This is a genomic window from Actinomadura sp. NEAU-AAG7 (genome assembly GCF_018603865.1).
Taxonomy (GTDB): Bacteria; Actinomycetota; Actinomycetes; order Streptosporangiales; family Streptosporangiaceae; genus Spirillospora; species Spirillospora litoris.
On record NZ_JAHFZY010000006.1, the window covers coordinates 186,262 to 205,930 of the forward strand.

The 19,669-nt window shown below is 72.5% G+C and carries 15 protein-coding genes; 8 read left to right on the forward strand and 7 right to left on the reverse strand.

The window, feature by feature from the left end:
* The first annotated feature begins 9 nt into the window (after positions 1–9).
* A complete protein-coding gene (locus KLI87_RS27210; RefSeq protein ID WP_214619228.1) occupies positions 10–429 on the forward strand; it encodes a hypothetical protein in 420 nt (139 codons plus the stop codon).
* A 23-nt stretch (positions 430–452) separates the two neighbouring features.
* Here the strand turns inward: KLI87_RS27210 and KLI87_RS27215 are convergent, their stop codons facing one another.
* On the reverse strand, positions 453–1,373 hold the full coding sequence (locus tag KLI87_RS27215; protein ID WP_250904292.1) for a helix-turn-helix transcriptional regulator: 921 nt from the start codon (positions 1,371–1,373) through the stop codon (positions 453–455).
* A gap of 1,287 nt (positions 1,374–2,660) precedes the next feature.
* On the opposite strand from KLI87_RS27215, the gene KLI87_RS27220 reads away from it, so the two are divergent.
* From KLI87_RS27220 to KLI87_RS27240, 5 genes are all read left to right on the forward strand, one after another.
* Positions 2,661–3,665, forward strand: coding sequence for an ABC transporter permease (locus KLI87_RS27220; protein ID WP_214619229.1), 1,005 nt, complete (start codon positions 2,661–2,663; stop codon positions 3,663–3,665).
* A 36-nt stretch (positions 3,666–3,701) separates the two neighbouring features.
* The gene (locus KLI87_RS27225; protein ID WP_156216791.1) at positions 3,702–5,462 is read left to right on the forward strand and encodes an ABC transporter substrate-binding protein; all 1,761 of its coding nucleotides are present in this window, start codon (positions 3,702–3,704) and stop codon (positions 5,460–5,462) included.
* A 92-nt stretch (positions 5,463–5,554) separates the two neighbouring features.
* Positions 5,555–6,553, forward strand: a complete 999-nt coding sequence (locus KLI87_RS27230) for an ABC transporter permease (protein ID WP_214619230.1) — start codon at positions 5,555–5,557, stop codon at positions 6,551–6,553.
* Complete coding sequence (locus KLI87_RS27235; protein ID WP_156216790.1) at positions 6,553–7,638, forward strand: ABC transporter ATP-binding protein; 1,086 nt, start codon at positions 6,553–6,555, stop codon at positions 7,636–7,638. Before KLI87_RS27230 ends, KLI87_RS27235 begins: the two co-directional genes overlap by 1 nt.
* A gap of 107 nt (positions 7,639–7,745) precedes the next feature.
* Positions 7,746–8,840 (forward strand): ABC transporter ATP-binding protein, encoded by a 1,095-nt coding sequence (locus KLI87_RS27240; protein WP_156217036.1) that lies wholly within the window; start codon positions 7,746–7,748, stop codon positions 8,838–8,840.
* Between the two features lie 52 nt (positions 8,841–8,892).
* Here the strand turns inward: KLI87_RS27240 and KLI87_RS27245 are convergent, their stop codons facing one another.
* Positions 8,893–9,873, reverse strand: coding sequence for a DUF5937 family protein (locus KLI87_RS27245; RefSeq protein ID WP_214619231.1), 981 nt, complete (start codon positions 9,871–9,873; stop codon positions 8,893–8,895).
* Between the two features lie 65 nt (positions 9,874–9,938).
* Here KLI87_RS27245 and KLI87_RS27250 point away from each other — a divergent pair, with 65 nt between their 5' ends.
* Entirely contained in the window at positions 9,939–11,198 is a 1,260-nt protein-coding gene (locus KLI87_RS27250; RefSeq protein WP_214619232.1) for an MFS transporter, read from the forward strand.
* Between the two features lie 106 nt (positions 11,199–11,304).
* On the opposite strand, the gene KLI87_RS27255 is transcribed toward KLI87_RS27250, so the two are convergent.
* The 5 genes from KLI87_RS27255 to KLI87_RS27275 form a co-directional block, all read right to left on the reverse strand.
* The gene (locus tag KLI87_RS27255) at positions 11,305–13,800 is read right to left on the reverse strand and encodes an ABC transporter permease (protein ID WP_246249736.1); all 2,496 of its coding nucleotides are present in this window, start codon (positions 13,798–13,800) and stop codon (positions 11,305–11,307) included.
* Positions 13,797–14,651, reverse strand: coding sequence for an ABC transporter ATP-binding protein (locus KLI87_RS27260; protein ID WP_214619233.1), 855 nt, complete (start codon positions 14,649–14,651; stop codon positions 13,797–13,799). The genes KLI87_RS27255 and KLI87_RS27260 overlap by 4 nt, the downstream gene beginning before the upstream one ends.
* A 350-nt stretch (positions 14,652–15,001) precedes the next feature.
* A complete protein-coding gene (locus KLI87_RS27265; RefSeq protein ID WP_156216789.1) occupies positions 15,002–15,682 on the reverse strand; it encodes a response regulator transcription factor in 681 nt (226 codons plus the stop codon).
* Positions 15,683–15,751: 69 nt separating this feature from the next.
* Entirely contained in the window at positions 15,752–16,975 is a 1,224-nt protein-coding gene (locus KLI87_RS27270; RefSeq protein ID WP_214619234.1) for a sensor histidine kinase, read from the reverse strand.
* Positions 16,976–17,350: 375 nt separating this feature from the next.
* On the reverse strand, positions 17,351–18,352 hold the full coding sequence (locus KLI87_RS27275; RefSeq protein WP_214619235.1) for a PD-(D/E)XK nuclease family protein: 1,002 nt from the start codon (positions 18,350–18,352) through the stop codon (positions 17,351–17,353).
* 90 nt (positions 18,353–18,442) lie between these two features.
* Here KLI87_RS27275 and KLI87_RS27280 point away from each other — a divergent pair, with 90 nt between their 5' ends.
* Positions 18,443–19,636, forward strand: coding sequence for a site-2 protease family protein (locus tag KLI87_RS27280; protein WP_308166209.1), 1,194 nt, complete (start codon positions 18,443–18,445; stop codon positions 19,634–19,636).
* Positions 19,637–19,669: the final 33 nt, after the last annotated feature.

Genomic DNA, 19,669 nt, shown 5'->3' on the forward strand with positions numbered 1-19,669 from the left:
GAGGCAGAGATGAGTGACGCGGCCATCTTCGCGATCAGCCTGGGAGTGACCGTACTCGGGCTCGTCATCAGTTGGGGGCTCTACGGCCGGCGCGGGGCCGGCGCCGCGCTGCGCGGCGCCGCGTGGTCGCTGGTGCCGCTCGCCGCGGCCATGACCGGCGTCACCGAGTTCTTCGTCGACCTGGCCTTCAGCCCGGTGAAGTGGGCGGGGGTGGCGCTGACCGGCGTGGCCGTCCTGCTGTACCTGACGTCCGGCGTGATGCTCGGCCGCCGGGCCGACGGCGAGGAGAGGTCCGCCGCCGGCGGCGGCGGGCGCAAGGCCGCCAAGCGGAAGGGGAAGGCCCCCAAGGGCGAGGTCGGCCAGGCCGCCGCGGGCGACCCCGACCTCCTGGAGATCGAGCAGATCCTCAAGAACCGGGGCATCCAGTAGCGTCCCCGGCCCCCGCAGGGGGTTCAGGGGGCCGCGATCGTGCGGCCGAGCGAGGTGAGCGCGTGCCGGACGTGGCGCCCGTGCCGGACGCTCGTGATCAGCCCGGCGCGACGCAGGATCTTGGCGTGCTCGGAGGTCACCGAGACGCTCATCCCGATGCGCACGGCCAGCTCGGAGGTGCCGCACGGCTCCGGCAGCGCCCGCAGGATCCCGGCCCGGGTCTGCCCGACCAGCCCCGCGAGCGCGTCCTCGTCGTCGCCGCCCACGCGCGCGGACGGCTTCGGGCGGGTCTCGGGGGCCGCGTAGGCGACCAGCACCGTCCCGTCGCTCAGGCCGCGCACGAGCGGGTCGCCGTCCCAGAACGCCAGCGGCAGCAGCACCAGCCCGCCGCCGCCCGGCGTGATCTCCGCGTCCGCGGCGCCGCGCACCTCCACCGCGCCGCCCCGCCAGCGCACCAGCGGGCTCAGCCGGTCGATCGCGGACGCGGCGCCGTGGTGCAGCAGCGTCTCCCCGAAGCGCGCGGCCTCGGCGTCGAACGCGGCGAGCACGCCGCTCCAGTGGGGGAGCAGGCACGCGACGAAGCAGGACTCCAGCGCCCGCACCAGGCGGTCCGCCGCGCCGGGGCGCCCCGCGGTGAGGGCCCGCAGCCACTCGGAGTCGCGCCCGTCCCGCAGCACCGGCTCCAGCTCGCGGGCGGCGCCGCGGGCCAGGGCGTCGCGCACGTCCCCGAGCGCCGCGGGCAGGTCGGGCTCGATCGGCGCGACGAACGCGGGCCCCGGCCCGGTCGAGGGGATCAGGTCGAGCAGCGGGCGCGCGGAGGAGGGGAAGCGGTCGATGGCGCGCCGGGCCCCGGCGCCCACCCGCCCCGCGCGCCGTGTCGCCTTCCACACGCGGACACCCGCGTAGACCTCCATGAGCGGAGCCGGAGCCCGGGCGAAGCGCATGCGGGCCACATCGTCGATATTCACCTTCAGCCGGAGCATTCGGATCCCCCGTCGCCCTCTGGATTGGCGGTTCGTCGATTTCACCCGAGCCGATTCCGGGCCGGAACGGCACCGGCGCCCGGGCGCGGCGGTGCCGGGCTCACCCCGTCGAGGAAAAGCACCCACGAGATCGGTTACGGGCGATGGAAAGCAGCGGTGTGAATCGTTCCTGGCAAGGGTCACGCTGGGTGGCCATGGCCGTCTCCCTCGGCGGGAGCGGCCATGGAAGGGACCACCGGCGATCGGCGAGCGGCGTCGCCCCGCCCCCGCAGAAGCGACCTGACGCTCTGTGATGAGTTATTCCGATAACACGCTGGAAGCCGCGGAGCGGCGGCCTGAACTGGGCACCTCTGCACGATAGAAAATGCGAACGAAGGCCATCAATGTGATGCGAATCACATGAAATTCCGCGCCGAATTCCCGCTGGGCCCGTGGGTGGCCTCCGTTTTCGGACCCGCGCTCGAATGACGGGGCGTGGGGAAACAAACCGCCCGGTGCCCGGTCAGGGCGTCCGCCCCCGGGCCCAGGGGTGAGACGGCGTCTCGTCGCGCGGCGGACGTCCTCCGCTCCGCGCCCCCGGGGCGGAGGCGCCTCCGGAACGGGTTACGGTGGGGGCGGCAGAAGATGATCAGTGACGGAACGTGGTCGCCGGGGACGTGTCCCCGGAGCGGGCCGACGGGGCCCGGAGGCGGACCCGCGCGCCGTCCGGAGGAAGTCGGGAAGGGAGGGGACGCCGCGCCGGAGCGGCCCGCCGATCACGGGGGTCCGAAACCGGGCGCGGGGCCGCCCGCGCGTGCGAACGCGGGTGCGGCCGGCCGCCGGAGGGAGCGCCGGGGCCCGAGTGGCGAGAGTGGCGGGAGAGCGCGGCCGGGACGGCCGCGAGTCTGACCGCCCGTCATGTCGGACCGCGTGACCTGCGGAGGTTCGATCTCGGAACGGACTCGGTACGGTAAAGCTTGCCGGTCTAGACCGGGTTCGGGTTGCCGTCAGGGGTGCCGGTGAACGTACTATTCGGGCGATTTGTCCGGAGTGATGCGTGGACACGTGTGCCCCAGATGACGACGAGATCACAAGTCAGATACGGGTACTGGCGAAGGTCGCCTCACGGATGGACAGTCGTGCCCGAAGGACTACGTTTCCCTTCAGCAAACGCGGCGTAACGGGCACGGAGGCAGCGGACGATCTTCGCGGCCTCCCGGGCGCGTGCGCCGGTGGCAGTGTGGCCCGAAGGGGTAGGAGGTACGGAGCGTGACCGCACCGATCGAGGTTTCCGGAGCGGAGGGCGAGGCCCAGCCGGAGGCCGTCCTTGCGGGCGTCGACCGCAAGGCGATCCAGGGTCGTTCCCTCGGCCAGATCGCCTGGATGCGGCTCAAGCGCGACAAGGTCGCCATCAGCGGCGGGATCGTCGTGCTGTTCCTGATCGTGTTGTCGCTTCCGGGCGTCACCGGCCTGGTCGTCGGCTGGCTCGGCAGCCCCCCCAACGAGTTCCACCAGAACCTGGTGGACGCGACGCTGGGCGGCCCCACCAAGCCGTGGGGCGGCATGAGCGGCGACCACATCTTCGGCGTCGAGCCCATCAACGGGCGCGACCTTTTCAGCCGCGTCCTGTACGGGGCGCGGGTCTCCCTGCTCATCGGCGTGCTCGCCACGCTGGTGTCGGTCGTGATCGGCACCGTGATGGGCATCACCGCGGGCTACTTCGGCGGGTGGGTCGACACCCTGATCGCCCGCACGATGGACGTCTTCCTGGCCTTCCCCCTGGTGCTGTTCGCGATCTCGCTGGTGGGCGTGATCCCCCCGGGCCTGTGGGGGTTGGAAGGCAACAACCTGCGGATCGCGATCCTGGTGTTCATCATCGGGTTCTTCAACTGGCCCTACATCGGCCGGATCATCCGCGGGCAGACCTTGTCGCTGCGCGAGCGCGAGTTCGTCGACGCCGCGCGCAGCATGGGCGCGCGCAACTCCTACATCCTGTTCAAGGAGATCCTGCCCAACCTGGTCGCGCCGATCCTGGTGTACTCCACCCTGCTGATCCCGACCAACATCCTCTTCGAGGCCGCGCTGTCGTTCCTCGGTGTCGGCATCAACCCGCCCGACCCCTCGTGGGGCGGGATGCTGTCGCAGGCCACCGAGCTGTACTCGGTCGCCCCTCACTTCGTGATCGTCCCCGGTCTCGCCATCTTCGTCACCGTCCTGGCCTTCAACCTGCTCGGCGACGGTCTGCGCGACGCCCTGGACCCACGGGCCCGATGACCCCGGCGAACGTCCGGTATTAGCGAAAGGGAACTGATGAAATCTCCCAAGGTGGTGACCAGTACGGCGGCGGGGATCGTCGTCCTGGGCCTCGGGCTGTCGGCCTGTGGCGGCGGTGACGACGACGGAGGCGGCGGCGGCAACGGCGCCAAGTTCGACGCCGGCTCCACGGCGGTCGTCAACGTCTCCGACCACAAGGGCGGCGTGCTGAAGTTCGCGCAGCCGGACGACTTCGAGTCGCTGGACCCCGCGAACATCTACTACGCCTACGGGCTGAACTTCGTCCGGATCTTCTCCCGGTCGCTGATGACCTACAACTCCAAGCCGGGTCTTGAGGGCTCCAAGATGGTCCCCGACCTCGCGGAGGCGCCGGGCACCGCGTCCAACGGCAGCAAGACCTGGACGTACAAGCTCAAGCGCGGCGTCAAGTACGAGGACGGCACCGAGGTCAAGGCCAAGGACATCAAGTACGCGGTCGCGCGCACCTTCGACCGCAGCGTCCTGCACAACGGCCCCTCCTACTTCCCGCAGCTGCTGGACGTCGGCGGCAAGTACGACGGCCCGTTCAAGGACAAGAACCTCGACAACTTCAAGGGCGTCTCCACGCCCGACGACTACACCGTCGTGTTCAACCTGAAGTCCGCCTTCAGCGAGTTCGACCAGGTCGTCGGCTTCTCCGGGCAGACCGCTCCGGTCCCGGCCGCCAAGGACACCGGCGTCCGCTACGGCATGCACCCGGTCTCGACCGGCCCGTACAAGCTGCAGGGCGACTACACGCCGAAGAAGGGCGGCACCTGGGTCCGCAACACCAACTGGGACCCGGCGACCGACCCGAACCGCAAGCAGCTGCCCGACAAGATCGAGGTCCAGTCGGGGCTGAAGGCCGAGGAGATCGACAGCCGCCTGCAGGCCGGCACCGTCCAGATCGACCTCCCCGGCTCGGGTGTGCAGGCCGCCGCGCGGCAGCAGATCCTGACCAACCCCAAGCTCAAGGCGAACTCCGACAACCCGCTCGCCGGCTTCCACTGGTACATCCCGCTCAACACCAAGAACATCCCGAACATCGAGTGCCGCAAGGCGATCGTGTACGCGGCCGACCGCTCGGCGATGTACCGGGCCTACGGCGGTGAGGTCGGCGGCCAGGTCTCGACCTCCATCCAGCCGCCGGCGGTCCAGGGCCGCGAGAAGGGCACCGACTTCTACACGAAGGCGGACCCGACCTACACCGGCGACCAGGCGCAGGCCAAGGCCTCGCTCGCCAAGTGCGGCAAGCCGGGCGGCTTCTCCACGAACATGATCTTCCGGAGCGACCGGCCGAAGGAGAAGGCGACCGCCGAGGCGCTCCAGCAGTCCCTCGCCAAGGTCAACATCAAGCTCAACCTCAAGGGCTACCCGTCGGGCACCTACACCAATGAGCAGCTCGGCGCGCCGAAGTTCATGGCCAAGGAGAAGATCGGCCTCGGGACCTACGGCTGGGCCCCGGACTGGAACACCGGCTACGGCTACCTCCAGCCCGTCTCCGACGTCGACGCGATCGTCCCCACCGGCAACGCCAACGCCGAGGAGCTGGACGACCCGCAGGTCAACAAGATGTGGGACGACGTCGTCGCGGTCCAGGACCCGGCGCAGCGTGCGAAGATCTACAACCAGATCGACGCGCGGATCCGTGAGCAGGCCGCGATCCTGCCGAACGTGTACGCCAAGTCGCTGCTCTACCGCCCGACGAACCTGACGAACGTCTACTTCCACGCGGGCTACGGCATGTACGACTACGCCAACCTCGGCGTCACCGGCTGAGCGCACGGTTCCCGAGCTACCTGAGAGAAGGCAGGTGAAGGCATAGGGCGGTCGCCGGGGGGATCCCCCGGCGACCGCCTGGGCCGGAGACTGTGGTCGCATTCATTGTTCGCCGCCTGTTCGGCGCGGTGGGGTTGCTCCTCATCATCAGCGCGGTGACGTTCGCCATCTTCTTCCTTGTGCCCCGCGCCGCCGGTGTCACCACCGACGACATCGCGGGCCGCTTCGCCGGCAAACAGCCGGACGCGGCGACCCTCGCGGCCATCAAGGACCGGTTCGGGCTCGATGACCCGGTCCCGGTGCAGTACGGGAAGTTCATCAAGGCGATCGTCGTCGGCGACACCTACGACACGGGCACCGAGAAGATCGACTGCCCGGCGCCGTGCCTCGGCTACTCCTTCCGCACCAACCAGTCGGTGACCGACCAGCTCGTGGACCGCGCGCCGGTCACGTTCATGATCACCGCGGGTGCGGCCGTGCTGTGGCTGGTGGCGGGGGTGTCGATCGGCATCCTGTCCGCGCTGCGCCGAGGGACGATCTTCGACCGGGCGGCGATGGGGGTGGCCCTCGCGGGCGTGTCCCTGCCGATCTTCTTTACGGGCCTGCTGTCGCTGGCGTTCATCGTCCACCGGTGGGAGATCCTGCCCGCGGTGAACTACAGCGGGCCGAGCGACAACCCGTTCAACCTGCTGCTGCCATGGATCTGCCTGGCGTTCCTTTACGCGGCGATGTACGCGCGGCTGACGCGAGCGGGCATGCTGGAGACGATGAACGAGGACTTCATCCGCACGGCCCGCGCCAAGGGGCTGCCGGAGAAGACGGTGGTGCTCAAGCACGGCCTGCGCGCCTCGCTGACGCCGATCATGACGGTGTTCGGCCTGGACGTCGGGCTGGTGCTCGGCGGCGCGATCATCACGGAGAAGACGTTCTCGATTCCCGGCCTCGGCCAGCTCGCGCTGGACGGGGTGAACCAGAGCGACCTGCCGGTCGTGCTCGGTGCCACGATGACCGCGGCGCTGTTCATCGTGCTCGCCAACCTCGTCGTGGACATCCTGTACGGCGTCATCGACCCGAGGGTGAGGCACAACTGATGGCACGCAAGCGACAGGCCGAGCTGGTGAACGACACCGGCGAGACCGCCGCCGGGCGCGGCGCGCCCACCGCGTTCCTTGAGGTGCGCGACCTGAAGATCCACTTCCCGACCGACGACGGCCTGGTGAAGTCGGTGGACGGGTTGTCGTTCAAGCTGGAGCGGGGCAGCACGCTCGGGATCGTGGGCGAGTCCGGCTCGGGCAAGAGCGTGACCAGCCTCGGGATCCTCGGGCTCCACAACCGGGGCAACGCGAACGTCTCCGGCGAGATCTGGCTGGACGGGACGGAGCTGGTCGGCGCGTCCCAGAACGAGGTCCGCCGGCTGCGCGGCCGGAAGATGTCGATGATCTTCCAGGACCCGCTGTCGTCGATGCACCCGTTCTACACGGTGGGCAAGCAGATCATCGAGGCCTACCGGGTGCACAACGACGTGTCCAAGCAGGTGGCGCGCAAGCACGCCATCGACATGCTCGGACGGGTCGGGATCCCCAAGCCCGACCAGCGGGTGGACGACTACCCGCACCAGTTCTCGGGCGGCATGCGGCAGCGCGCGATGATCGCGATGGCGCTGTCGTGCGACCCGGAGCTGCTGATCGCCGACGAGCCCACGACCGCGCTGGACGTGACGGTGCAGGCGCAGATCCTGGACCTGATCCGGGACCTGCAGCAGGAGTTCAACTCCGCGATCATCATGATCACCCACGACCTGGGGGTGGTCGCCGAGCTGTCGGACGACATCCTCGTGATGTACGCGGGCCGCTGCGCCGAGTACGCCTCGGTGGAGGACGCCTTCCACCGCCCGCTGCACCCCTACACGTGGGGGCTGCTCGGGTCGATGCCGCGGCTGGACCGCGAGCGCAGCGAGCGGCTGATGCCGATCAAGGGGACGCCGCCGAGCCTGATCAACGTCCCGGAGGGGTGCGCGTTCAACCCGCGCTGCGCCTACTGTGACCTGACGGGCGGCAAGAGCACGACCGAGCGGCCCGAGCTGCTGGAGGTCGAGCCGGGCCACAAGGCGGCCTGCCATCTCTCGCTGGAGAAGCGGCGGGAGATCTGGGACTCCGAGATCCGGCCGAAGCTGTGACGAGCACGGGTGGGAACGAGACTGTGAGCACTGAGAAGACCGCGGCGGACACCCCGGTGGAGACCGCCGAGCAGGGGCCCGGCGCCGCGTCCGGCACGGCTCCGTCCCTGGCCAAGGAGGCGCGTCCGGCGCGCGACGGCGAGCCGCTGCTGGAGGTGGACAACCTCGGCAAGCACTTCCCGGTCACGGCGGGGCTGCTGCGCCGGCAGGTCGCGGCGGTGAAGGCCGTCGACGGCGTGTCGTTCTCGGTCCGCAAGGGCGAGACGCTGGGGCTGGTGGGCGAGTCGGGCTGCGGGAAGTCCACCACCGGCCGGATGATCATGCGGTTGCTGGACCCGAGCTTCGGGAAGATCACCTTCGAGGGCGAGGACATCACGAAGATGTCCCAGGGGCGGCTGCGGCCGCTCCGCCGCGACCTCCAGATGATCTTCCAGGACCCGTACTCGTCGCTGAACCCGCGCAAGACGGTCGGCGCGATCGTCGGGGCGCCGTTCCGGCTGCAGAACATCGAGGCCAAGCAGGGCGTGAAGAAGGCCGTCCAGGAGATCCTGGAGCTGGTCGGGCTGAACCCCGAGCACTACAACCGGTACCCGCACGAGTTCTCCGGCGGGCAGCGGCAGCGCATCGGCATCGCCCGCACGCTCGCGCTGAAGCCGAAGCTGATCGTCGCGGACGAGCCGGTGTCGGCGCTGGACGTGTCGGTGCAGGCGCAGGTGGTGAACCTGCTGGAGGACCTGCAGGACGAGCTCGACCTCACCTACGTGGTGATCGCGCACGACCTGTCGGTGGTGCGGCACATCTCCGACCGGGTCGCGGTCATGTACCTCGGCAAGATCGTCGAGCTGGCGGACCGCGCGGACCTGTACGAGCGCCCGATGCACCCCTACACCAACGCGCTGCTGTCGGCGGTGCCGATCCCCGACCCGAGCGAGCGGGGCGACCGGCAGCGGATCCGGCTGCAGGGCGACGTCCCGAGCCCGCTGGACCCGCCGCCCGCGTGCCGGTTCCACACGCGCTGCTGGAAGGCGCAGGACATCTGCAAGCAGGTGGAGCCGCCGCTGGTGGAGCTGAGCCCGGGGCACCAGGCCGCGTGCCACTTCCCGGAGAACACGACGGTGAGCGCGACCGACGAGGTCGCCCGCGCCGCGGTCGCCCCGGCGGCCGGCGCCGCGCCGGCGGAGGAGTCCGCTCCCGAGGCCTGACCCGTTCACCTCGCGCGAGGACCCGGCCCTTCCGGGCCGGGTCCTCGGCTGTTCAGGGGGTGCGGGCGAGCGCGTCGCCGAGGGGCGTGCGGTGGTAGAGGACGGCGCGTCCGGCGCGGGCGCGGTCGGCGAGCCCGGCGCGGCGCAGGACGGCGAGGTGGTCGCCGACGGCCCCGGGCGCGACGCCGAGGGCGCGGGCGAGCTGGGTGGTCCCGGCGGGCTCGTCGAGGGCGATCAGGATCCGGGCGCGGGTGCGGCCGAGCAGCGCGGCGAGCGCGCCGGGCGCGGCGGGCGGCGCGGGCTCCCACAGCGCCGAGATGCCGCGTGCCGGATAGATGAGGGTGTAGGGCCAGGGCGCCTCGGTGTGCGCGGCGATGCCGGGCCAGACGAACACCGACGGGATCAGCAGCAGGCCGGTCCCGCCGAGCGGCACGGTCTCCTCGGGCCGCAGGCCGAGCAGGTCGATGCCGCGCTCCCGCCAGCGGACGCGGGGGTGCAGGTCGCGGAGGGCGGCCTCCCAGCCGCCGCCGCTGAGCCGCCCGGCGCGGTGCAGGACGTCGCGCTCGCAGATGGCGCGCAGCCGCGGCCACTCGGGGGCCAGCAGCGCCCGCCAGGCGGCCTCCAGCGCGTCGGCGACGGCGAGGTGGGCGTCGGGGCGGGCCAGGACGGCGCGGGCCCGCTCCCCGGCGCCGGGGCGCAGCCGCAGCGCGTGCGCGATCTCGCGGCGGGCGACGTCCGGCGGGGTGGCGCGGACGGCGGCCAGGTCGTCCTCGACCGTCTGCGCGAGGCCGCGCGGCGGGGGAGCGACGAACGCGGCGCCGTACCGGGCCGTCTGGAGGGCGAGGACGGCGTCCAGGTCGGTCGCGGCGCGCAGCGCGTCCAGCCCGGGGCGCAGCCGCTCGGCCCACGCGCCGGGCAGGGCCCGCTCGCCCAGGCCGGTGAGGGCGCGCAGCAGCCCGTCCAGCTCGAACAGCGGCGACAGCGCGAACCGGCTGTGCAGCAGGTCGTCGGCGGTCGCCTCCAGGCGGATCATGACCCGACCTTACGCCAGGGGACGTAAACGTCGCGGCGCCGGCGGCGGGCGGCGAGGGTGGCCGGGTGACAGGGGACGTGGATGACGAGGGCCGCGCCGGACACCGCGCCGGATACCGGGACGCGCTGGCGGAGCCGCGGTTCCGGGTGCTGTTCGGGACGCGGACGCTGGCGATCGCGGCGGACACGCTGCGGATGATCGCACTGTCGGTGCTGGTGTACGGCCGGACGGGGTCGCCGCTGCTCGCGGCGGTCGCCTACGGCATCGGGTTCCTGCCGCAGCTGGTGGGCGGGGCGCTGCTCGGGTCCCTCGCCGACCGGCTCCGGCCGCGCGGGCTGATCGCGGGCGCCTACGCGCTGGAGGCGGGCGCGGCGCTGGCGCTGGGCCTGCTGGAGATGCCGGTGGCGGCGGCGCTGGCGCTGGTGGCGGTGGTGGCGTGCGCGACGCCGGTGTTCGCGGGCGCCTCGAACCGGCTGGTCGCCGAGGTGCTGGACGGCGACGCCTACGTGCTGGGCCGGTCGCTGATGACGATGGCCTCGGCGGCGGCGCAGCTGCTCGGGCTGGCGTTCGGCGGCCTCGCGGTCGCCGCCGCCGGAGCCCGGCACGCGCTGCTGGTCGCGGCGGCCGCGCACCTGGCGGCGGCGCTGCTGGTGCGGCTCCGGCTGCCCGACCTGCCTCCCCCGCCGGGGGCCGGGGGAGGGTCGGTGGTGGGGGAGAGCTGGGCGGGGAACCGGCGGCTGCTCGCGGACCCGGCGGTGCGGGCGCTGCTGCTGGCGCAGTGGCTGCCGCCCGCGTTCGTGGCGGGCGCCGAGGGCCTCCTCGTCCCCTACGCAGGCGTCCGCGGGTACGGGGACGCGGCGGCGGGGGCGCTGCTGGCGTGCTCGGCGGCGGGGATGCTGCTGGGCAACCTCGCCGGGGGGCGGCTGCTCGGCCCGGCGGCGCGGGAGCGGCTCGCGGTGCCGCTGATGGCGCTGTTCGGGCTGCCGCTGCTGCCGCTCGCCCTGCCGCTGCCGCTGGCGGCCGCGGCGGCGCTGGTGCTGCTGTGCGGGTGCGGCTTCGCCTACGAGCTGGGCGTCCAGCGGCCGTTCGTGGACGCGCTGCCCGAGGACGGGCGGGGGCAGGCGTTCGGGCTGCTGTCGACGGGCCTGATGACGTTGCAGGGCGTCGGCCCGGTGGCGCTGGGCGCGCTGGCGGAGGTCCTGACGGTGGGGCAGGCCCTGGCCTGCGCGGGCGCCGCGACGTCGCTGACGGCCCTGTGCCTGCGCGGCCCGCTGCGGCGGGCCGCGGGCGTGCCGTCCGCGCCCGTCCCGGCGGAGGCCGCCTGACCGTGCCCCGGAAAAGGGGGAACGCCCCGTCCGCTGTGTGGGCCGTACGGGGCGTTCCGGCGCGGGTCCGCGGGGAGGTGCGGGCCCGCGCCTGGGAGGAGGGTCCCTACTCGGTGGAGATGGCCTTCAGGACGTCCATCCGCCCGGCCCGCCACGCCGGCCACAGCGCGGCGAGCACGCCGATGACGGCGGCGACGACGAGGTAGGCGACCAGGGTGCCGAAGGGGATGGACAGCTCGCTGAGGCCCTTGTCCTTCAGCGCGTTCTGCAGCGCAGCCCCGAACGACACGCCGATGCCCATGCCGAGCAGCGCGCCGAACACCGCGATGACGATGGACTCCAACCGGATCATCCGGCGCAGCTGCCGCCGGCTGATGCCGATGGCGCGCAGCAGCCCGATCTCCCGGGTCCGCTCGATCACCGACAGCGCCAGCGTGTTGATCACGCCGACCGCCGCGATGATCACGGACATGGCGAGCAGGATCGACAGGAACGTCACGATGAAGTCGACCTGCTTGCGGGCGTCCTTCTTCAGCGACGCCTGGTCGGACACCTTCAGGTTCGGGTGGTCCTTCAGCGTCGTCTCCAGCGCCGCCTTCGTCCCCGCGTCCGTGCTGGCCGCGTCGACCAGCAGGGCGTCGGCGGACGGCTTGGCGGTGTGGGCCAGGTAGACGGGCAGCGCGATGACCTTGCCGCCGATCAGGTCGCTCTTGGCGTAGACGCCGGCGACGGTGAGCCGCTGGGTCTTCCCGTCGGTGAACTGCGCGGACACCGTCGAGCCGACCTTCCAGCCCTCGTCCTTCGCGGTGCCCTCGTCCACCATCATCCCGGCGGCGCCGAGGTCGGTGCCGCCCGAGACGATCTTCAGCCGCGCGGCGCTCGCGATCGCGGCGACGTCACCGGCCATGTAGGTGGTGCCGTCCCCGGCGATCTTCGCCTTGCCCTCGTAGGTCACCGACGCCGACTGGACGCCGGGGGTGGCCTTGACCTTCGGCAGGACGCCGGGGTCGATGCCGCCGCCGCCCTGCGGCTGGACGAGGTAGTCGGCGCCGAACTGCCGGTCGATCTGCGCGTCCACCGACTTGCGCATCGAGGCGCCCATCACGTTCACCATCGTGATCAGCGCGAGGCCGATCATGAGGGCGGCGGCGGTCGCGGCGGTGCGCCGCGGGTTGCGCAGCGCGTTCTGCTGCGCGAGCCGCCCGGGGGTGCCCATCACCTTCGCGAACGGCGCCGCCAGGACCCGCACCACCGGGACGCTGATCACCGGCGCGAGCATCGCGACGCCGATGAACACCCCGAACGCGCCGCCGCCGACCAGCGCCACCGCGCTGCCGCCGCCGCCGCTGAGCCCGGTCCCGATCAGGCCCGCGCCGACCAGCGTGAGCAGCGACCCGAGCGCGACCCGGATGCGCAGCGACCGCTGCGGCAGCGCGACGTCGTCGCGCATCGCCGCGACCGGCGGGATCTTCGCGGCGCGCCGCGCCGGGAAGTACGCCGACACGACGGTGACGACGATCCCGACCACGTACGACCAGATCACGGGGCTGGCGGTGAAGGTGAGCCCGCCGCCCATCCCCGACGCCGCCTGGAGCGCGGCGGCCAGGCCCGCGCCCGCGGCGAGGCCGAAGGTGGACCCGACGAACCCGACCGCGACGGCCTCGCCGATCACGGCCCGCGTCACCTGCGGGCGGGCCGCGCCGATGGCGCGCAGCAGCGCCAGCTCCCGGGTCCGCTGCGCGACCAGCATCGAGAACGTGTTGAAGATGATGAACGCCCCGACGAAGATCGAGATCAGCGCGAACACCAGCAGGAACGTGCGGAAGAAGTTCAGCATCGAGGCGATGTCGCTCTTGGTCTCCTCGCGCAGCTCGGTGCCGGTGACGGCCTCCATGCCCTCCGGCAGCGCCTTGGCGACCCGCGACTTCAGCTCCGCCTGCGACGGCCCCGACGAGGCCATCTCGATGTCGGAGAAGAAGCCGGGCTTCAGCAGCATCCGCTGCGCGGTCGGGGTGTCGAACGCGGTGACGGTCGCGCCCATCAGGTCACCGGTGTCGATCAGCCCGACGACCGTCATCCGGGCCGGCTGGCCCGAGGTGACGATCCGCGCGGTGGAGCCCACCGCGATCTTGCCCTTGGACGCGGTGTCGGCGTCGATGACGACCTCGTGCGGCCCCCGCGGCGCCCGGCCCGTCTTCAGATCGTAGGAGCCCTTGGGGTTCCAGTTGGTGCCGAGCTGCGGCGGGCCCTCCCCGCTCTGGCCGACGACCTTCCCGTCGGCGCCGACCACGGCGGCGTACCCGGTGACGTTGCCGAACGGGTCCTTCACCCCGTCGACGTTCTGGACGGCCTTCAGCACGGCGGCGGGCACGGGCTGCGCCGCGGACCCGTCGTCGTCGCCGTCGACCACCTTCTTGGCCCGCACGTCCACCGCGACGTTCGTGCCGATGCGGCTGAACAGGTCGTCGAACCGCTTGTTCATCGTGTCGGTGAACATCAGCGTGCCCGCCACGAACGCCACGCCGAGGATCACCGCGACGGCCGTGAGGACCAGCCTGATCTTGTGCGCCGCGAGGTTGCGGAGCGTGACCTTGCCCATCATCGCGCCGAGACCCCCGGCTCCTGCCCGCCCGGGAAGCCGGAGGCGCCCGCGGGGACGCCCGCGCCGGCGCGCGGCCCCGACTCGAAGCCCTTCATGCGCTCCAGGACGCGGTCGGCCGTCGGCTGCGTCATCGTGTCGACGATCTGCCCGTCGGTGAGGAACAGCACCTGGTCGGCGTACGCGGCGGCGGAGGGATCGTGGGTGACCATCACGATCGTCTGGCCCATCCGCCGCACCGAGTCGCGCAGGAAGCCCAGCACCTCGGCGCCCGAGCGCGAGTCCAGGTTCCCGGTCGGCTCGTCCGCGAAGATGATCTCGGGCCGGGCGGCGAGGGCGCGGGCGCACGCCACACGCTGCTGCTGGCCGCCCGACAGCTCCGTCGGCCGGTGCTTCAACCGGGGCCGCAGCCCCACCGTGTCGATCACGGCGTCCAGCCACTGCCGGTCGGGCTTGCGTCCGGCGATGTCCATCGGCAGCGTGATGTTCTCCAGCGCGGTCAGCGTCGGGACGAGGTTGAACGCCTGGAAGATGAAACCGATCTTGTCGCGGCGGAGGCGGGTGAGCTGCTTGTCGCGCAGCCGCGTCAGCTCGGTGTCGCCGATGTAGACCTCCCCGGAGTCCACCGAGTCCAGCCCTGCCATGCAGTGCATCAGCGTCGACTTGCCGGACCCGGACGGGCCCATGATCGCGGTGAAGCGGCCGCGGGGGATTCCGACGGTCACGCTGTCGAGGGCGACGACCTGCGCGTCGCCCTTCCCGTACACCTTCGCGATCTGGTGCGCCCGTGCGGCGAATTCGCCCGCCCCGGGCGCGGCGTGCGCGTCAGCGGTCGATGGGGCGGTGTTCGTCACGAGAAACTCCCCTGTCTCGGGTGGAGAAACGGAAATGCGATTAAGGGTGCGGGTCGCGCCCGATCCCCCGGCGGCCCGTCCTAAGAAACAGTAGGAGTCGGGCGGCCTCGTGAGATGCACCCCAGGAATGGACTTACCGCTCCATCCCCGGCATGAGAGGTCCTCCACCCGGTCGTCCTCCCGGAGTAGGAACCCCTGGTCAAAGGAGGGGGTCTCATTCAGGGCCGCCTCAGGGGAGAACGGGGAGAACGCCGCCGGCCGGCCCTCCTTCCAGGGAGGACCGGCCGGTGTGACGTCAGGGTCGGGGTCGGGGTCGGATCTGCCCGTCGGGGACGGTTCCGCCGTCGGGGTCAGCTCTGCCCGGGGCGGCTCATTCCCGTCTCGTAGGCGTACACGACCGCCTGCACCCGGTCGCGCAGCCCCAGCTTCGCCAGGACGTTGCCCACGTGCGTCTTCACGGTCGTCTCGCTCACCACCAGCTCCGCCGCGATCTCCGCGTTCGACTGGCCCCGCGCCACATGCGAGAGCACCTCGCGCTCGCGCTCGGTGAGGGTGTCCAGCCCCGGCGGGGGAGAGGAGTCCCGCACCGCGGGCAGCCGCGTCGCGAACTTGTCCAGCAGCCGCCGCGTCACCGACGGCGCCACGATCGCGTCGCCCGCCGCGACGATCCGGATCGCCTGCACGAGGTCCTCGGGCGGGGAGTCCTTCAGCAGGAACCCGCTCGCGCCCGCCCGCACCGCCTCGATCACGTACTCGTCCAGGTCGAACGTCGTGAGGATCAGCACCTTCGGGTCGTGCGAGGCGGCGCCCTCCCGGATGATCCGCCGGGTCGCCTCGATCCCGTCCACGCCCGGCATCCGGATGTCCATCAGCACCACGTCGGGCAGCAGCGACCGCGTCATCTCCACCGCCGCCGCGCCGTCCCCGGCCTCGCCGACGACCGCGATGTCGGCCTCGGCCTCCAGGATCAGCCGGAAACCCGTCCGCAGCAGCGGCTGGTCATCGACGAGCAGCACCCGCACCGTGCTCATCGGCACATCCCGTTCGCGTCCATCGTCCCCGCTCCTCGCCTCACGCCGATCGCACCGCTCGTCCTCAACCTATGCCTCCAAGGGGAAACGTGCCCGCACACCGAACCCGCCGCCGACCCGCGGACCGATCCGCAGCTCGCCGCCGTACAGCGCGACCCGCTCGTACATCCCGACCAGCCCGTGCCCGGGGTTGTCCCCATTGTCAGCCATGATCGTCGCCGTGCCGTGCCCGTCGTCCTCGATCTCGACGGTCAGGTCGTCGTCGGTGTAGTAGAGCCGCACCCAGGCCCGCGCCTGCGAGCCCGCGTGCTTGAGCGTATTCGTCAGCGCCTCCTGGATGAGCCGGAACGCCGCCACGTCCACCCCCGGCGAGGGGGTCCGCGCCTCGCCCTCGATCCACAGCTGCACCGACAGGCCCGTCTCCCGGACGTGGTCCAGCAGCTCCCCGAGGTCGCCGAGGCCCGGCTGCGGCGCCAGCTCCCGGCCCGCCTGCTCGGCGTCCCGGTCGGTGCGCAGCACCCCGACGATCCGCCGCATCTCGCTCAGCGCCGTCCGCCCGACCTCCTCGATCGTCGACATCGCCTCCCGGGCGCTGTCGGCGTCCCGGTCGATGATCCGCCGCGCCGCCCCCGCCTGCACCGTCATCACGCTCACATGGTGGGCGACCACGTCGTGCAGCTCCCGCGCGATCCGTGAGCGCTCCTCGATCCGCGCCGCCCGCGCGTCGGTGCCCCGGGCCCGCTCCAGCCGCGCCGCCCGGTCCTCCAGCTCGGTGAAGTAGGCCCGCCGCATCCGCAGGTTCCGGCCCAGCACCCACACCCCGCCGACCAGCGCCAGATCGGTGATCAGCACCACCGGCGAGATGTCGACCGGCATCACCGTCACCGACACCACGAAGTACACGAGCCCGACGAGCCCGCCGAGGGCGCTGTGCGCCAGCCCCCGGTGCGCCGCGACGCTGTACACCGCGATCAGGAACGCCACCACGTCCGGCACCGACGGCGGATAGTCGCGCAGCACCATGAACGAGTCGCCCGCGACCACGAACATCAGCACCGACAGCGGATAGCGCTGCCGGAACGTCAGCGCGAGCGCCACCATCCCCACCAGCAGCCCGTTCACGACGTCGGGCGAGCGGAACTGCTCGTAGCCCTCCCCGTGCGGCAGGTCCTCCACGTACAGCTGCGGCAGCCCCACCAGCAGCAGGCCGAGCGCCAGCAGCGCGTCGGCCGCCAGCGGGCGCGACTGCAGCCAGGCACGGCAGGTACGAAGACCACGGATACGGGGTGACACGACTCTCACCCTAGGAGGTCGTACCAGGTCGTGACCCCTCCTGTGCGGGGATCTGTCGTCCTCCCCAAGGAGGACGCGCGGCACGGCCCCGATACGACCCCCAACCCCGCGCCGGTCAGCGACCGCGGCCGCCGCGCCGCGTCCGGCGTTCAGGCGCCGTTCAGGTTCGGCGGGGCCCCGCCACTGCCTTTGGTCAAGATCCCTGATCAAGCGCTTGGTCGCCGGGCGCCCGGCCCCGCGCGGCCCGCCGTGCAGCGGCATGGTGCCCGCTTCATCCCGGTTCATTGGGAAGCGTCGGCCCTGCTCCTCCAGGAGGAGATCGCCGGGCGCGCCGGAGACGGGGCTCGGCTCAGGGGTTCGCCTCGGAGGTACGGGTCAGAGGTCGTCGCGTTCCCGCGCGGCGGACTCCAGATCGGCCGGGGACGGGCGGTCGACCGGCTTCACCGGCAGCGGCGGGGGAGTGCCCCCGAACTGCGGGCACCGCTCCCTGTGGTCGCACCAGTCGCACAGCCGGCTCGTCCGCGGCCGCCACTCACCGGTGTCCATGGCCCGGCGGATCGCCTCCCACAGCGCCTCCACCTTCCGCTGCGTGGCCCGCAGGTCGGCCTCGTCGGGCTCGTAGCGCAGCACCTCGCCGTTCCCCAGGTACATCAGCTGCAACAGGCGCGGCACCCGCCCCTGGAGCCGCCACAGCACCAGCGCGTAGAACTTCATCTGGAACAGCGCCCGCGCCTCGAAGTCGGCCCGGGGGGCCGTCCCCGTCTTGTAGTCCACGATCCGCACGTCGCCGCTCGGCGCCACGTCCACCCGGTCGATGTAGCCCCGCAGCTTCAGCCCCGAGTCGAGCACGGTCTCCACGAACAGCTCCCGCTCGGCGGGCTCCAGGCGGCGCGGATCCTCCAGCGTGAAGTACCGTTCCACCATCCGCCGCGCCTGCTCCAGCCACTGAGCCCGCTCGGCCTCGCCGTCCTCGCCCGCGAACAGCTCGGCGAGCTCCGGCTCCTGCTCCAGCAGCCGCTCCCACTGCGGGACGAGCAGCTCCAGCGCCGCCTCCGGCGTCCGACCGCCCGTCGGCAGGTCGTACAGCCGCTCCAGCACCGCGTGCACCAGCGTCCCCCGCGCCGCGGCCGCGCTCGGCCGCTCGGGAAGCTTGTCGATCACCCGGAACCGGTACAGCAGCGGGCAGGTCATGAAGTCGCCCGCGCGGGACGGCGACAGCGACCCGACCACCTGGACGGCGCCCTCCCCGGCGTCCCGCCGAGCGCCTCCGCCCGCGTCCTCGCCGGGGCCCTCACCGGGGCCCTCACCGGTGGGCGCGGCCCCGGAGGGCCGGGCCGCCGGGACATTCGCCTCACTACCCGCCTCGGTGGTCGTCATGGCCAGCAGCGTAGGCGAGAGCCCCGACGAAATCCCGCAACCGGGCCACCGCGGGCCGCCCCGGCCCCGCCTGCCCGTAGCATCGGTGGCGTGACACAGAGCGCGCCACCGACCCAGGGCAGGACGCCCGCCGGCGAGTCCGGCCCCGACGACGACCGGTCCGGCCGTCCCGGCCTGTTCGTGGGCCGTCCGTTCGGCGTGCCCGTCTACGTCTCCCCGAGCTGGTTCCTGGTGGCCGTCCTCGTCACCGTGATGTTCGAGGGGCAGGCCAACGACGTCATCGACCGGCCCGCCAGCTACGCCGTCGCCTTCGCCTACGCGCTGCTGCTGTACGGGTCGGTGTTCGTCCACGAGCTCAGCCACGCCGTCACCGCGCGCGTCCTCGGCCTGCCGGTCCGCTCGGTCACCCTCCACATCCTCGGCGGCGAGACCTCCATCGAGCGCGAGGCGCCCACCCCCGGCCGCGAGTTCCTCATCGCCTTCGCCGGGCCCCTCGTCAACCTCGTCCTGGCCGGGCTCGGCCTCTTCGCCCACGCCGTCCTCACCCTGCCCGACGTCGCGCTCCTCCTCCTGGAGGCCCTCACCTTCGCCAACCTCCTGGTCGGCGTGTTCAACCTGCTGCCCGGCCTGCCCCTGGACGGCGGACGGCTCGTCCGCGCCGCCGTCTGGAAGGCCACCGGCCGCAGCCGCAGCGGCGCCATCGTCGCCGGCTGGATCGGCCGCGGCGTCGCCATCGCCTGCCTCATCACCGGCGCCTTCCTCGCCACCTACCGCACCGACGGCGAGAGCGGGGGCGGCGGCGGCTTCGGCTGGCTCGCGCTCCTGTGGTCGGCGCTCGTCGCCTCCTTCATCTGGGTCGGCGCCACCCAGGCGATCCGCGCCGAACGCGTCCGCGACCGCATCCCCCTGCTGTCGGCCCGCCGCCTCGCCCGCCGCGCCACCCTCGTCACCGCCGACGTGCCCCTCGCCGAGGCCATCCGCCGCGCCCACGAGGACCACGCCGGGGCCCTCGTCATCGTCGACCACGACGGCGTCCCGCGCGGCCTGGTCAGCGAGAAGGCCGTCACCGCCACCCCGCCCCACCGCCGCCCCTGGGTCTCGGCGGGCGACCTGTCCCGCGGCCTCGACGAGGCCCGCACGCTCCCCGCCGACATCACCGGCGAGGCCCTCGTCACCGCCCTGCGCCGCGCCCCCTCCTCCGAGTACCTCCTCGTCGAACCCGACGGCCGCGTCTACGGCGTCCTCGCCGTCTCCGACGTCGACCGCGCCTTCACCGGCGTCTGACCCGCCGCCTCCCCCGACCGGCCTCCCTCCACC

Excerpts from the sequence above, each read along its gene's own strand:
- KLI87_RS27210 (WP_214619228.1), top strand. The coding sequence starts at position 10 with ATGAGTGACGCGGCCATCTTCGCGATCAGCCTGGGAGTGACCGTACTC.
- KLI87_RS27215 (WP_250904292.1), bottom strand. The coding sequence starts at position 1,373 with ATGCGCTTCGCCCGGGCTCCGGCTCCGCTCATGGAGGTCTACGCGGGT.
- KLI87_RS27225 (WP_156216791.1), top strand. The coding sequence starts at position 3,702 with ATGAAATCTCCCAAGGTGGTGACCAGTACGGCGGCGGGGATCGTCGTC.
- KLI87_RS27235 (WP_156216790.1), top strand. The coding sequence starts at position 6,553 with ATGGCACGCAAGCGACAGGCCGAGCTGGTGAACGACACCGGCGAGACC.
- KLI87_RS27245 (WP_214619231.1), bottom strand. The coding sequence starts at position 9,873 with ATGATCCGCCTGGAGGCGACCGCCGACGACCTGCTGCACAGCCGGTTC.
- KLI87_RS27255 (WP_246249736.1), bottom strand. The coding sequence starts at position 13,800 with ATGATGGGCAAGGTCACGCTCCGCAACCTCGCGGCGCACAAGATCAGG.
- KLI87_RS27265 (WP_156216789.1), bottom strand. The coding sequence starts at position 15,682 with ATGAGCACGGTGCGGGTGCTGCTCGTCGATGACCAGCCGCTGCTGCGG.
- KLI87_RS27275 (WP_214619235.1), bottom strand. The coding sequence starts at position 18,352 with ATGACGACCACCGAGGCGGGTAGTGAGGCGAATGTCCCGGCGGCCCGG.